Below are 14,356 nucleotides of genomic sequence, written 5' to 3'. Positions count from 1 at the left end.
ATTGAGGAGCAGGCCATTCTGCCACGGTTCCAGCATTCCTGCTTTGGTACAATTCGGGCTTGCCAATTACTCTCAACACCATAGTGCAAAGCCGCCAACTCTACGTCCGCCTGCTCAAGGAATTCCTCCCCTATAAGTGGGCCGCCCTGGTGACACTGGTCGGTGTGGGCGTGGCGTCGCTGACCGACGTGCTGCTGATCCGCCAGCTCCAGAACGTGGTCGATGCAGTGCAGCCAAACGCCGCGAGCAGCACTGCCGCGCAGAGTGGCGCGCTGGCGACGATCCACGGCTGGCTCGACCGCATCTTGCCGAGCGACCCCGGCGCCGCTGCGCTGTGGGCGATTCCGGCCCTGATCATGGCCCTGGCGCTGCTGCGCATGGTCAGCACCTTTACTGGCGACTACGGCTCCGCTTGGCTGACCCAGCGCGTGCAGGCAAACGTGCGCGAGCAGATGTTCGCCCGCGTCCTGCGACTGCCGAACCGTTATTTCGACCAGTCCTCGACCGGCACCACGCTTTCCCGTATCGCCTTCGATGCCACCCAGGTGACCCAGGCTGGGTTAAGCGTGTTCACCATCGCGGTGCGCGACACCGTGGCGGTAATCGGTTTCCTGGGTTCGCTCTTTGATATCGACTGGAAGCTGGCCCTGTTTTGCCTGGTTTTGCTGCCACTGGTGGCGCTGGTGGTCACTATCGCCGCGCGCCGCATGCGCCGGCTCAGTTCCAGCGCCCAGCATGCGATGGGCGAATTGACCCGCGTGCTGGACGAAAGCATCGGCGGCCAGCGGGTGGTAAAGATTTTCGGCGGCCACGCATACGAACAAAAGCGCTTCGACGACGTGGTGAAATTGAACCGCCAACTGGCCGTCAAGCACGCGTCGACGGCAGCCATGAACTCGGGCCTGATCATGCTGATGGTGGGCGCCACGCTGTCGGCGGTGATCTATTACGCGCTGCTGCGCGCGCAGGCCGGCGCACTGACGCCAGGTGCTTTCGTCGCCTTCATCACTTGCCTGATGTCCCTGCAAGGCCCGATCAAGAACCTGACCAAGCTGAATGAGCCGCTGCAGCGCGGCCTGGCCGCGGCTGAATCGGTGTTCGGCCTGATCGATGCGCCGATGGAAGCCGATACCGGCACTCGCGCCGCTGACAACGTGAAGGGCCGCATTGAACTGGAGGACGTGGGCTTCCGTTACGACGTGGATGACCCAGAGGCTGCGCAGGCACTGCGCTCGGTGTCGCTCGATATCGCAGCGGGCGAGATGGTGGCGCTGGTGGGCGGTTCCGGAAGTGGCAAGACGACGCTGGCCAGCCTGCTGCCGCGTTTCTATGACGTGTGCAGCGGCCGTATCCTGCTGGATGGCGTGGATTTGCGGGAGTACCGTTTGCCGGACCTGCGCAGCAAGATCGCCCTGGTGAGCCAGGATGTGGTGCTGTTCAACGACACGCTGGCGGCCAATATTGCCTACGGCGACCCGGCGCCGGACATGGCGCGGGTTGAAGCGGCATCGCGTGCGGCATATGCGCACGACTTCATTATGCGCACTTCGCAGGGCTACCAGACGCAGGTGGGCGAGAATGCCACACGTCTTTCAGGCGGCCAACGCCAGCGCCTTGCCATTGCACGCGCAATTTACAAGGACGCGCCGATCCTGATCCTGGACGAGGCGACCAGCGCCCTGGATGCCGAGTCGGAACGCGCTGTGCAGGCTGCGCTCGAAAAGCTGATGCAAGGGCGCACTACGGTCGTCATTGCGCACCGACTGTCCACCATTGAAAATGCGGACCGCATTGTGGTGATGTCGGCCGGAACGATCGCGGAGCAGGGCAGCCACGAAGCGCTGCTGGCAAAGGGCGGCATGTACGCGCGCCTGTATCAGACGCGGCAAGAGCTGGACCAATAGTTATCTGGTGGCCTGCAGCAGGTAGGCCGCCATGTCGTGGGCATCGCGCTCCGGAACGCCAAGCTGCGGCATGGCCGTGCCGGGCTTGAGCTGATGCGGGGTGCGGATCCATTTCACCAGGTTTTCTTCCGTTGTCGGCAGCTTGCCGGCGATGAAGCTGCGCTGCGCCAGTCCGTCCAGGTTTGGGCCGACGAAGCTTAGCGGGCCTGTTACGCCGGGAATGTGGTGGCAGGATTGGCAGGCAAACTGCGTCAACGCCAGCCTGCCGCGCTCGCGGTCGGGAGCCCTTACCGCCGCCGGAGCCGGCTGCGGCCGGGGCGCCGCTTCCGGCTTTTCGATGGCAGCATATTCCAATGGCGTCATCGCGGGCAGCACGCCGAGAAAGGCTACCACGTCCCAGATCTCCTGCTCGCTCAAGTGGAAACGCCAGGCGGGCATTCCACTCATCTTGATCCCGTTGGCGGTAATCCAGTACATCTCGCGCGTTTTCCAGCGCCGCCCCGCGTCGGCCAGCGGGCCGGGCACTGGCTGCATGCTCAAGCCAATCACGCCCATCGCCACGCCCGGGCCACCGTGACACTGCTCGCAATGACGGCGGAATACGACGCTCCCCCGGGCTGACGCGCCTTCCGGTGATAACGGCACAACGATATTGCGTGCATGGAAGCGCACCGATTGCTGCAAGCCGCGCTCGATCAGCGTGTGCACGAACTGGAAATGCGGCCGCACCGCAGAAGCATCGTACCAACCAGCCTGCAGCACCACGGTAGCCGCCAGTACTCCGGCCAGGGCGGCCAGGCACAAGCTCACAGCGGCAGTAGCAATAAGGCGACGCACAATCGGGAAAAGGGCGATGATGTCTTCAGTGAATTATAGGGATCGGCAGCGGGAAGGCAGGGACGATTCGTGCAAGCAATCACTATGCGTTTGCGGAAAAACGGGCGCGTTCAATGCGCGGGCCTGTTGACGCTCTTGCTGCCGCTTGTCTTGTGCGCCTGCAAGCCGGGAAAACCATACGCACCGGCTATCGAGGGTGGCGACCCGCAGCGGGGCAAGGCCTTGCTCGCGCAATTCCAGTGCGGAAGTTGTCACCGCATTCCGGATGTGGAGGCAGCGCGCGGCCTGGCGGCGCCTTCGCTCGCGGAATTCGGCCTGCGCAGTTATATCGCCGGACGCTGGCCGAACCAGCAGGATTACCTGGTGCGCTGGATCTCCAGGCCACAGAGCATGGATGCCGCGACCATGATGCCGGACATGGGCGTCTCCCCTGATGATGCGCGCCACATGGCCGCTTATCTCTACACGCTCAAATGACACCGGTCCTGCAATCGGTCCTGTCGCCTGCGGGGCCGGACGCGGTGCTCCTGAGCCGTTTCAGCTGGCTGCTGTTTGCTGTGGGGGCAGTCATATTCCTGCTTGTGGTGCTGCTCGTTCTTGCGAGCGCCTTCCGCAAGCGCGGGAGATCGTGGTCACGCAGGCTGGTAGTCGGTGGCGGGCTGTTTCTGCCGCTACCATTGCTGGCAGCGCTCATGGGGTGGTCGGGCTGGCAGGCTTCGCTTCTGACATGGCCTTTTTCAGGGACCCGCATTCAGGTGACCGTGACCGCACATATGTGGTGGTGGGAGGTTCGCTACCGCAACACGTCGACGGGCCGCGAGGCGGTGCTGGCGAATGAACTGCGGTTGCCAGCGGGGGAACGGGTATATCTTGCGCTGGCTTCGGCGGATGTGCTGCATGCGTTCTGGGTGCCGGCGCTGGCGGGAAAGGTCGATATGGTGCCGGGGCGCGTGCATGGGCTTACCTTGCGTGCCGGGGCGCCTGGCCGGTACCGGGGGCAATGCGCAGAATATTGCGGTATCCAGCATGCCGCGATGGCGCTTGATGTAGTGGCAGTCCCGTCGCATGAATTCGATGCGTGGCTGGAGCACCAGGCCACGCCAGCCGAACTAGGTGCAGCGGCGCGCGTGTTCGCCGATGCAGGGAGGTACGACATTGCGCGCCGCGGAAGCGAAGTCTTTCTTGCTGCGCGCTGCAATGCTTGTCATGCGGTGCGCGGCGTCAGCGAGGGCGGCACACTGGGGCCAGACCTCACGCACATTGCGAGCCGCAGCCACATTGCGGCCGGTGGGTTGCCAATGAACCGGGCCGCATTGATGGGCTGGATCGCCAACCCCCAAGCCGCAAAACCCGGCGCGCGCATGCCCGCCAGCAGCCTGCCTCCCGGCGAGCTGCAAGCCCTGGCAAGCTGGCTGGAGACCCTGGAATGACCTCGTCCGTCCGCACGCCAAACAAGCTTCCGCGCCCGCCTGGCGAGTACGAGGCACTGGAACGCGCATGGCGCAAGCCCACCGGATGGCGCGCGCTGACGGCCGTCAACAACACGCGTATCGGCCGCCTGTACCTCGCGACTGCTTTTGCCTTCTTCCTGTTCGCAGGTGCCCTGGCGCTTGCCATGCGGCTGCAACTGGCTGTTCCAGGCAATGACTTGCTGCAGCCCGAAACTTATAACCAGTTCTTCACGATGCACGGCACGGTAATGATGTTCCTTTTCGCCATCCCGATGGTGGAGGCCATCGCGGTCTTCCTGCTGCCTGGGATGCTGGGCGCGCGGGACTTGCCGTTCCCGCGCCTGTCAGCCTACGCCTATTGGGCCTATGCATTCGGCGGCGCAGGCTTCATTGTGACGCTGGCTTTTGGCCTGGCTCCCGATGGCGGCTGGTTCATGTACCCGCCGCTGACCGGCAAGGAATATTCGCCAGGGCTGAACGCGGATTTCTGGCTGCTTGGCATCGGCTTCATTGAAATCTCGGCGATTGCCGGAGCCATCGAGTTGACTATTGGCATACTCTTCACCCGCACACCAGGCATGACGCTGGTGCGAATCCCGGTTTTCGCCTGGTCGATGCTGGTGGTAGCGGCGATGGTGGTGTTTGCTTTTCCGCCGCTCATCGCAGGCACGGCCTTGCTGGAACTGGAACGCGCCTACGACTGGCCGTTCTTCATCCCTGCGCGGGGTGGAGACCCGGTGTTGTGGCAGCACCTGTTCTGGTTCTTTGGGCATCCGGAGGTGTACATCATCTTCCTGCCGGCGGCAGGCATGGTGTCATCGATGTTGCCTGCGCTGGTGCAAACGCCGTTGGTCGCGCGCAGGGCAGTGATCATCTCGCTGGCGGCAGTGGGTGGCCTGAGCTTCGCCTTATGGATGCATCACATGTTCACCGCTGGTCTTGGCCAACTCGAAACCACATTGGTTTCCATCGCCAGCATGGCTATCGCGATCCCCACCGCTATCCAGGTTTTTGCCTGGATTGCGACGCTTTGGCGGGGCAGGGTGGAATTGAACGCGCCGACGCTCTTCGTTCTCGGTTTCTTGCTGGTCTTCGTGCTGGGCGGACTGACCGGCGTCATGGTGGCGGCGGTGCCGTTCGACTGGCAGGCGCATGACAGCTACTTCATCGTTGCGCACTTGCACTACGTGCTGGTAGGCGGGCTGGTGTTCCCGATGTTTGCTGGCGCTTATTACTGGATGCCCTTGTTTAATGGGCACCGCATGTCCGAGGCCTGCGCCCGCTGGGTTTTCGGCCTGGTATTCGCGGGTACCAATGTGGCGTTCTTCCCGATGCACGTATCGGGCTTGCTTGGCATGCCGCGCCGGGTCTACACCTACGCCTCGGAAATGGGATGGGCAGGATTGAATATGGCGAGCACGGTGGGAGCGTTGCTGCTTGCATGCGGGGTGGCACTGTTTGTGATCGACCTGGTGCGAACCTTGCGGCGGCCGCAACGAGCACACGGCAACCCCTGGCGGGCGAGCTCACTGGAATGGCTGCCGCAGGATGAATATGCAACGCGCAGCCAAGCGGAAGTTCGCTCAGCGGAACCGTTGTGGCGGCAGCCTTTACTCGTGCAGGAAGTGGAGACGGGTATGCACTGGCTGCCAGGCAGCGTCACTGGAATGCGCGAGACGCTCGTAACAGGCTGGCGCGATGCCAGGCCAAGGCATCTGCTGGTGCTGCCGGGCGATAGCTGGTTGCCGTTCCTCTGCGCGCTTGGCACGGCGGGGTTCTTCCTGTTGATGACGGTGCAGCAAGCCGTCGCGGCTTGGCTGTTCGGCGCCCTTGCGTTAGCGACGCTTGTCGCCTGGCTGTGGGATGCTGATCGGCCGCTCGCCCCACCCGCGGCGAGAGGTGCGCAAGCATTGGCCACTGTTGCGGAGGGCGTCGTTGTCCCGATTGGGGCGCCAAGGCGGGCGTCGCATTCGTGGTGGGCGACCTGGGTACTGGTGGTGGTCGACGCCGCAATTTTTGCTTCGTTGGCGTTCACGCTGGTGCATTTGTCGATGCGGCTGGAAATCTGTCCACCACCGGGCGCGCATCTTCCCGCTGCCCCATGGCCCTGGCTGCAAGCGGCTCTGCTGGCAGCCAGTGCGGCCTTGGCCTGGTGGAGCGGAAAACGTCCATTGGAATGGTGGCCGATATTGGCGGCCGGCGCCTGCCTGCTCGCGGCGTTCGCGGCCGATCTCGGTGCGCATCGGCATGCTGGACTGGCACCGTCGCGTGATGCGTGGAGCGCGGCAGTCGCGGCGTTACTGGCTTACGAGGGGCTGCATGTCGCGGTGCTGGCGCCGGCAGCGATGTATGTGGCGGCGCGGGGGCGGTTGCGGGCCGCCAGCCGTGCCACGCTGGATAATACTATCCTGCTGTGGCAGTGCGCCGTGGGACAGGCGTTGGCCGGGCTGGCTTTGCTGCGCTGGCTTTAGAACGAATAGACCAGGGTCACCGAAGTCTGGGTATCGGTGTTCTTCTTATCGATCGGCACGACGGTGTCGTTGATGGCGTTGAAGGCCGCCTTCATGTGCATCGAACCGTTGATGCGGGCGCTGAGTGAAGTCTCGGAAGTCGAGTGCGTGTTCCAGGATGCGCGCTCCACCGTCAGCATTTGCGCAAAGGATGCGTTTTCGCTGAGCTTCCAGCGGAAGGCTGCGCGGCCACGCAGTACCAGGCCGCGATCTTCTTCCCCATTGGCGCGTGTCGCTTTGAAGAAGCCCGGGCCGGCTTCCATGTCCAGGGTCTTGTCGTCGCTCTGGTAGACGCGGAAGCCATGACCGACACCGAGGCTGGCGCTGCGGGTGTATGCACCGAATCGGTCTTCCGAGAAAGCGGCCAGGGCAAACAGCGTGGAATTTTCTTCCAGCAGCTTGTAGCCGGCCTTGGCAGCGAACTGGTAGCGTTCGGCCGAGCGTTGCTTGGTCTCTTCGCCGTTGACGCGGGCGCGGTCTTCCTTGAAGTAGCCGTTGCCGGTGTACTCGTTGCTCCAACGGAGGGTGTCTTGCAGGATTTCGAACCTGCCGGTGACGGAAGTACCGGCGGTGTTGCCGCTGGTCGTGATCGCGCCGATTTCGGCAGAAAGCATCACGTTACCAGTGTGATCAACTTCGTTGTCGGCTGCCAGGGCGTTGCCTGCGGCCAGGGCGGAGGCAATAATCAGGGGTTTCAGGTATTTCATAACTGAATTCTATCAGGGCTCTACGGAATGTGCCCGCTTCAGGCAGCGCAACACGAAGGTTGAGCGGCTATGGCGAATGCCGGGCAGTTTATACAATTTGCGGCGCAGGAATTCCTCGTAACCGGCCGTGCCCGCCACGGCTACCTTGATCAGGTAATCGTATTCGCCGGTCAGCAGGTAGGCTTCCATCACTTCGGGAAGTTCGGCCAGCGCCAGGCCGAATTTATGCAACATGTCGTCGTCGTGGCGATCCAGCGTGACCTCGATGATGACGGTGTCCGGCAAGCCGAGGGCCTGCTGGTTGAGCAGCGCAGTATAACCTTCAATGACGCCGCGCTCCTCCATGGCCTTGACCCGGTTCCAGCATGGGGTGGTCGAGAGACCGACGGTTTCGGCCAGCTTGGTATTGCTTAAACGGCCATCCCGGCGAAGTTCCCGCAGGATTTTGCGGTCCATCTCATCAAGGTGTTCCATGCATTCGCGAAATCGAAGAAGATTCTTCTATTTTACATGGAAACAGAGGCAAACTTTGGATGCCTATTCCGGCCAGCCAGCCGGATAATCTCCATATGAATACCGAACAAAGAACTTTCCGCCTGCGCCTCGACCGTTGCTCCGCCATGGATGCTGCGGAAGCGGTGCTGGCGACCCTGCGCCGCGGCGGGGTCCAGCTCCATGCAATGCGCATGGCCCCGGGCGTGCACGGCATGAACCTGGACCTGGATGTGGCAGCCGAGGGCGAAGATGCCCTCGTCCTGGCCCGGATGCGCCTGTGTAACCTGATTGGCGTGCTGAAGATTCGCGTACAGTCGCGCGCTTACGCGCCGATATAGGCGTACTTGAAGCTGAAGACGATGGCGATCACCCAGACGATCGGTTTCACTTCGCGAAAACGGCCGGTCAGCAGCTTGAGCGCCGCGTAGGTGATGAAGCCAAAGGCGATGCCGTGTGCGATGGAGTAAGTGAAGGGAATCAGCAGGGCGGTGATCGCGGCCGGAATGCATTCGGTGGTTTCATTCCAGTCGAAGTCGCCGAGGTCGCGCAGCATCAGGCAGGCGACGAACAGCAGCGCTGGCGCCGTGGCGTATGGCGGCACCACGCCAGCCAAAGGCGCGATGAAAAGGGCGGCCAGGAACAGAATCGCCACCACCAGCGCGGTGAGGCCGGTGCGCCCGCCGGCCTGTACGCCCGAAGCGCTTTCCAGGTAGGCAGTGGTGCTTGAGGTGCCAAGCATGGAACCGGCCACGATGGCGGTGCTGTCGGCCAGCAGGGCCTTGTTCAGGCGCTCCATCTTGCCGCTCACCAGCAGGCCGGCCCGGCTGGCGACGCCCATCAGGGTGCCAGTGGCGTCGAACAGTTCGACCAGGAAGAACACCAGCACCACATTCAGCACGCCTACGCCCAGCGCGCCCGGCACATCCAGCTTGAGGAGCGTCGCGTCCAGCGATGGCGGCGCGGAGAACACGCCATGGAATTGATTCCCGGCGAAGAAGAAGCTCAGTACGGTCACGGCCATGATGCCGATCAGGATTGCGCCTTTGACTTTCAGGCGGTCCAGCGTAACGATCAACAGGAAGCCAACGACGGCAAGCAATGCAGGCGGTTTATGCAGGTCTCCTACGGTTACCATGGTGTTTGGGTTGGCCATGACAATGCCGGCACTTTTCAGTGCGATCAGGCCGAGGAACAGGCCAAGGCCGACGGTGATCGCGATACGCAGCGAGCGCGGGATGCCGTTGACAATGGCTTCCCGCAGCCCAAGCAGGCTGACAAGCAGGAACAGGCAGCCGGAAATGAAGACCGCACCCAGCGCGACCGGCCATTTGATGCCCATGCCAAGCACTACGGCGTAGGCGAAGTAGGCATTCAAGCCCATGCCTGGCGCCATGCCGATCGGGTAGTTGGCATACAAGGCCATGATGGCCGTGCCCAGTGCAGCGGCGAGGCAGGTGGCGACGAAGACTGCTTCTTTCGGCAAACCGGCATCGCCAAGGATGGCGGGGTTAACGAAGATAATGTAGGCCATGGTCAGGAAGGTGGTGATACCCGCCACTACCTCCGTGCGTACATCGCTGCCGGCTTCCTTGAGTTTGAATAATTTTTCTACGATCGACACGACTGCTCCCCGGTTTGAACTACCGGGGAGCATACCACTACAGCAAGCCTAATGCGCTCGCGCTATCCTCCCATGAAACAGACTTGAAGTTCTGCGCGCCGTGCACTGGCTTGCGGCCCGCGCTGCGACCGCGGGCCGCCCATCGATTCGATTTGCCCGCATTTTATGGAGAGCTTCGGTGGATTGCAGCACCAGGCGCGGTCCTGGCCTTGATCCGCAATGGAGTGCTGAAATCGGCCCACAACGTGAAGTCGAGCCGATCGAACTCAGGCCAGTGCGAACAATTGGGAATAGACGCGTGCCGCCATCAGGCCAAGCGGCTGGTGGTGCACGGACGGCCCCATATGGCGGGCCAGCATGGTCATCGCCTCCGCCTTTCCGCCGCATGCCGCGATCTGGGCTTCCAGCAAGCCGAGATCGCTGGTAATGGTTTCCCAGGCATGTTCGTCGCCGTCGAAACGGTGGCGCAAGATGGGACGCGCTTGTTCCGGTTCGGGCGGCGCGCCTGCCGTTTTGTCATCGATGGTTACGGGCGGCGCGAAAATGGCGGCGTTGGCGGACCCGTTGGCCACCGGCGGGTCTTGCGGCGCGCCGTCCTCGGGCGTTGCGGGCAAGGTTTGCAGGCCGATGCGGCCGAGGGCGTAGCCCAGCTCCACCTGCTGGAGGAACTGCGCTGCGTTTTCCGGTGCGTCGCCGAGCAGGGCGCGCAACACATTCAGGATGACGGTGTCGGATGGCGGCGGTGGCGGCAGTGCGATGCCCAGTTCGGCCAGTTCAAGCAGGAGCGAGGGTTGTGCGGCCGGCTGGTCGGCAACGGCAAGCTGGTAGCCAAGTATTTCTGCCAAATAGCGTTCGCCGGTGCTGGCCAGGGCCAGGCGGATCGCGCCTTGCACAAAGCCACTGTCTTCCAGGTCTTGCCAGGTGCTGCAGGCTTGCACCGCAAGAACCTGTCGCACCTGCGCAACATGATTGGCCGCCGGGATGCCTTTACCAAGGTAATCAAGGTAGAGCTTGACCAGCGGCATATAGGCCGCATGGCGCCAATAATCGAGCACTGAGTGCAGCCAGGCGCCTTCGACCAGCAAAACTGGCGCCTGTACCGACAGGAAGCGCCGGGCTTGTGCCAGTGTGGCAAAGTGGCGGCGCGGGGCGCCTTCCTGGCGCCCTTGCTGGTATTGCCGGAATTCTTCCGCGCGGTTGCGGCTGCGCAGTTCCAGCCATTGTTCCAGCCCCTGCACCCCGTCGCTCCAGGCGGAAGGCAGGGCCGCCGCTTCCGCCAGGCGCCGCTGCAGGTAGGCGGTGGCAGCGGCGCGATCAGGCGCCTCGCGCAGCAGCATATACAGCTGTTGCGAGGGGCCGCTGGCGGCGGCCTGAGGGCTACGGCTGAGTGGAAGTGTGGTCATCATGTCAACCAGTATCCAAAAGCAAGGCAGTGTTTCCAAGCAGAGGGAAGCGCGCCACTGTGTCAGACCAGTCTTACACCGTCGTGTAAAATCGGCCGCCATTGGTACAACACAGGATCGCACATGCTCGACGCAATGTCGATGGACCAGCTCCGTACTTTCATCGCGGCGGCGGAAGAGGGCAGCTTTTCGGCGGCGGGCCGCAAGCTGCGGCGCGCGCAATCGGTGGTCAGCCAGACCCTCGCCAATCTCGAAATGCAAGTCGGCTTTCCGCTGTTCGACCGCAGTGGCCGCTACCCGCGCCTGACCGAACAAGGCCGCGCCTTGCTCGATTCGGCGCGCGCCGCCGCCCGCAGCATGGACGGCTTCAAGGCCAAGGCACGCACCCTGGCGGAAGGGCTGGAGGCCGAATTGTCGGTCGCGGTCGACGTGATGTTCCCGATCGCCCGCCTGACGGAAGCGGTACGCGCCTTCCACCACGAATTCCCCGGCACGCCGCTGCGGCTCGACGTCGAAGCGTTGGGCGCCGTGGTGCAGCCCTTGTTGGAGCGGCGCTGCCGGCTGGCTGTGGTGGGATCCTATCCCGACGTGCCGCCGGAGTGCGACACCGATTTCCTGTTTGAGGTGCCGGTGGTGGCCGTGGCCGCCGCTGGCCATCCTTTGGCGGCCCTGCCGGCGCCGATAGCGCGCAGCGAGGCGGCGCGCCACGTGCAATTGATCCTGAGCGACCGCTCGACCCTGACCGCAGGGCGCCAGTTCGGCGTGGTCAACCAGCAGGGCTGGCGCCTGGCGGACCTCGGCGCCAAGCATGCGTTCCTGCGCGCGGGCTTGGGCTGGGGCGGCATGCCGCGCCATATGGTGGAGGAGGAACTGGCGCGCGGCACGCTGGTCGAGTTGGCCCTGGAGGCCAGCCCCATCCTGGGCGTCGCCTTCTCGATGTATGCGAGCTGGCGCAAGGATACGCCGCCAGGCCCGGCGGGCCGCCGCTTCATCGAACTGCTGCGCGAAGTTTAGGGCGGCGTGGCCGCCGGTTCCGGCAGGCCGCGGCCATTGTCGATAGTGAAGCCGTTGCGGCCGCGCCGTTTGGTGTCGTACAGCGCCATGTCGGCCCGCCCGATCAGGCCGCCCGCCGTCTCGGTGCCGCCGGCGTAGAGGGCAATGCCGATGCTGGTGGTCACGCGCAGCGGCGCATCCAGCACCGTAAAGTCGGGCGCGACCGAAGCCATGACCTTCTCCGCCAACAGCCGCACCTCTTCCGCATGCCGGATGTTTTCGAACACGATCACGAATTCGTCGCCGGCCAGGCGTGCCACGGTATCGGTGGTGCGCACGCTGCCCGACAGGCGCAAGGCAAACTCCTTCAACACCTCGTCGCCGCCGGCGTGGCCCAGGCTGTCGTTGATGTGCTTGAAATTATCGATGTCGAGGTAGGCCAGCGCCATCTGGCTGTCCTGGCGGCGCACGCGCTCGATCGCCTGGTCCAGCACATCCTCGAACTGGCGCCGGTTGGGGATGCCGGTCAGCGGGTCGCGCCTGGCCTGGCGCAGCAGCTCCGCTTCCACCTCGCGGCTGCGCGTGACATCGGTGGTCAGCGCATAGACAAAAGGCACGCTGCCATCCTTGCGCACGTCCGGCACGAAGATGGTCTCCAGCACGCGCGGTTCGCCGTGCAGGCGCGCGGTCGATTCGTATTCGGTCACTTCGCCGCCGAAGGCGCGGTCCAGCCAGGGACGGGCTTCCTGGTAGGCGGCTTCGCCGCTCACGCTGGACATCGGGCGGCCAGGCAGCGTGTCCGGATCGGTGTCGAGCCAGCGGCGGTAGGTGGCATTGCCGAATTGCAGGACATGCTCGCGGTCGATGGCGCTGATCATGACCGGCAAATGGTCGGCAATCAGGCGCAGGCGCTTCTCGCTGGCGGCCTGCGCCAGTTCCGCGGTTTTGCGCTCGGTGATGTCGGTGCACATCATATAGAAGCCGAGCACACTGCCGTCTGGCGCCAGGTCCGGCACCAGTTCGGCCATCAGGTGCAGGTGGCGCTCCAGTTCCTCGCCGGGGCGTTCGACGTGGATGCGGCGCCCGGCCAGCACGATGTCGAAGCAATCCTTCCAGCGTTCGAAGGCGTCCGCGCCGAACACTTCGTCAAAGCGCCGGCCGACCATGGCGCGCGGGTCGATGCCGAGCAGGAACTGGTAATGCTCGTTGGTGAAGCGGTAGCGCAGGTCGCGGTCGATATAGGCCACCAGCGCCGGGATGTTGTCGGCGATGACGCGCGCCCGCTTTTCGCTTTCGGCCAGGCGCTCGCGCGCGGCCTCGCGTTCGGCAGTCAGCTCATACAGGGCGTCGCTGAGTTCACCGATTTCGTCCTTGCTGCCGCTGCGCAGCAGGCTGATATCGCCGCCACGGTTGCGGATGGCATGCAGGTTGGCGCGCAGTTTTTGCAGCGGCGACAGCAGCAGATTGATCATCAGCCAGCTCAATGCGCCGGCCACCGCGGCAAACAGGGTGGCTGCCAGCACGGCTTGCTGGCGCATGCTGATCATGGGCGCAAACGCTTCGGCAGTCGGATAGCGGGCGGCCACGATCCAGTTGGTGGCATTCAAGCGCTTATAAGAATAGATGCCTTCCACCCCTTCCTTGTTGGTGGCTTCCATCCAGCCTTCGAAACCATCGAGGGCGCGCTGGGTGCCAAGATTGAGGCCGGGCCGCGCGTTGATGTGTTCCAGCAGCCTCGCCTTGTTGGGGTGGTTGACCAGCAGGCCCTCGGTGGTCATGATGAACATGAAGCCTGTCTTCCCCGGCTTCATGGTGTTGAAATGATGGAAGAAGTCGGAGTTCAGCAAGTCGATGCTGCCCACCAGTACCACCTGCACGTCGCCGCCGCTATCGATAATGGGATGGGTCAGCACGACTACCGGCAAACTGGACACGCGCCCGCGCAGGGGCGGTGATATGATGGCGCGCTTTTGGGCCAGGGTCTGTTCGAAGTAGGCGCGGTCCGCCACACTGGGATTGTCCTGCTGCGGCGCGCGCAGGCTGGCCAGGAATTTGCCGTTGCTGTCGAATGCCGCCACGTTGGCGAATTCGCCGGAAGCGGAAGCGTGGCGCTCAATGGCGGCCCGGATTGCCGATGGCGTGCGCTGGGTGGACGGAATGGCGTCGGCGATGGAGGCCAGCAGCAGGCGCTTGCTGGCCAATTGCTCGTCGATATGGGCGGCGGCCACCGATAACAGGCTGAACTGTTGCTGGCCGATCACGCTTTTCATATCCCGTTCGGACATCGACAGCGCCAGCCAGGTCACGATGGTAGTAGCCGCAAGCACGAACAAGATGACCACGCAAGTCATGCGCGCGCGCAAGCTCTGTGGTAACAATCGGGAGAGGGCCATGGCTTAGTATTGCACACCTGTTTGCGAGTGTGTTCTAAAATC

The 14,356-nt window shown here is 63.6% G+C and carries 12 protein-coding genes; 6 read left to right on the top strand and 6 right to left on the bottom strand.

The window, feature by feature from the left end:
- The first annotated feature begins 83 nt into the window (after positions 1–83).
- The gene (gene msbA, locus ASD58_RS23905; RefSeq protein WP_057263830.1) at positions 84–1,904 is read left to right on the top strand and encodes a lipid A export permease/ATP-binding protein MsbA; all 1,821 of its coding nucleotides are present in this window, start codon (positions 84–86) and stop codon (positions 1,902–1,904) included.
- Here msbA and ASD58_RS23900 read toward each other — a convergent pair whose 3' ends face one another.
- Entirely contained in the window at positions 1,905–2,714 is an 810-nt protein-coding gene (locus ASD58_RS23900) for a c-type cytochrome (protein ID WP_057263829.1), read from the bottom strand.
- 111 nt (positions 2,715–2,825) lie between these two features.
- Here ASD58_RS23900 and ASD58_RS23895 point away from each other — a divergent pair, with 111 nt between their 5' ends.
- The 3 genes from ASD58_RS23895 to ASD58_RS23885 all read left to right on the top strand — a co-directional run bounded on the left by ASD58_RS23895 (position 2,826) and on the right by ASD58_RS23885 (position 6,663).
- Complete coding sequence (locus ASD58_RS23895) at positions 2,826–3,218, top strand: cytochrome c family protein (RefSeq protein WP_057263827.1); 393 nt, start codon at positions 2,826–2,828, stop codon at positions 3,216–3,218.
- Positions 3,219–3,502: 284 nt separating this feature from the next.
- A complete protein-coding gene (locus tag ASD58_RS23890; RefSeq protein WP_229210083.1) occupies positions 3,503–4,171 on the top strand; it encodes a c-type cytochrome in 669 nt (222 codons plus the stop codon).
- Positions 4,168–6,663, top strand: coding sequence for a cbb3-type cytochrome c oxidase subunit I (locus tag ASD58_RS23885; protein WP_057263823.1), 2,496 nt, complete (start codon positions 4,168–4,170; stop codon positions 6,661–6,663). The genes ASD58_RS23890 and ASD58_RS23885 overlap by 4 nt, the downstream gene beginning before the upstream one ends.
- Here ASD58_RS23885 and ASD58_RS23880 read toward each other — a convergent pair.
- Both ASD58_RS23880 and ASD58_RS23875 read right to left on the bottom strand, forming a co-directional pair.
- Entirely contained in the window at positions 6,660–7,409 is a 750-nt protein-coding gene (locus tag ASD58_RS23880; protein WP_057263821.1) for a YdiY family protein, read from the bottom strand. The two genes, ASD58_RS23885 and ASD58_RS23880, sit on opposite strands and share 4 nt — an antisense overlap.
- A 12-nt stretch (positions 7,410–7,421) precedes the next feature.
- A complete protein-coding gene (locus ASD58_RS23875; protein WP_055923646.1) occupies positions 7,422–7,883 on the bottom strand; it encodes an Lrp/AsnC family transcriptional regulator in 462 nt (153 codons plus the stop codon).
- 95 nt (positions 7,884–7,978) lie between these two features.
- Here ASD58_RS23875 and ASD58_RS23870 point away from each other — a divergent pair, with 95 nt between their 5' ends.
- Positions 7,979–8,242 (top strand): hypothetical protein, encoded by a 264-nt coding sequence (locus ASD58_RS23870; RefSeq protein WP_156401456.1) that lies wholly within the window; start codon positions 7,979–7,981, stop codon positions 8,240–8,242.
- Here the strand turns inward: ASD58_RS23870 and ASD58_RS23865 are convergent.
- Complete coding sequence (locus ASD58_RS23865) at positions 8,227–9,525, bottom strand: NCS2 family permease (protein WP_229210082.1); 1,299 nt, start codon at positions 9,523–9,525, stop codon at positions 8,227–8,229. The two genes, ASD58_RS23870 and ASD58_RS23865, sit on opposite strands and share 16 nt — an antisense overlap.
- 266 nt (positions 9,526–9,791) lie before the next feature.
- Complete coding sequence (locus ASD58_RS23860; protein ID WP_057263814.1) at positions 9,792–10,931, bottom strand: hypothetical protein; 1,140 nt, start codon at positions 10,929–10,931, stop codon at positions 9,792–9,794.
- Between the two features lie 120 nt (positions 10,932–11,051).
- Here ASD58_RS23860 and ASD58_RS23855 point away from each other — a divergent pair, with 120 nt between their 5' ends.
- The gene (locus ASD58_RS23855) at positions 11,052–11,942 is read left to right on the top strand and encodes a LysR family transcriptional regulator (RefSeq protein ID WP_057263812.1); all 891 of its coding nucleotides are present in this window, start codon (positions 11,052–11,054) and stop codon (positions 11,940–11,942) included.
- Here ASD58_RS23855 and ASD58_RS23850 read toward each other — a convergent pair.
- Positions 11,939–14,272 carry a diguanylate cyclase domain-containing protein gene (locus tag ASD58_RS23850; protein WP_057263810.1) on the bottom strand — a complete coding sequence of 778 codons (2,334 nt, stop codon included), beginning with the start codon at positions 14,270–14,272 and terminating at the stop codon, positions 11,939–11,941. The genes ASD58_RS23855 and ASD58_RS23850 overlap by 4 nt on opposite strands.
- Positions 14,273–14,356: the final 84 nt, after the last annotated feature.

The sequence above is a fragment of the Duganella sp. Root1480D1 genome (genome assembly GCF_001427305.1).
In the GTDB taxonomy this organism is placed as follows: domain Bacteria; phylum Pseudomonadota; class Gammaproteobacteria; order Burkholderiales; family Burkholderiaceae_D; genus Rugamonas.
This window is presented reverse-complemented; position numbering and strand designations above follow the sequence as displayed.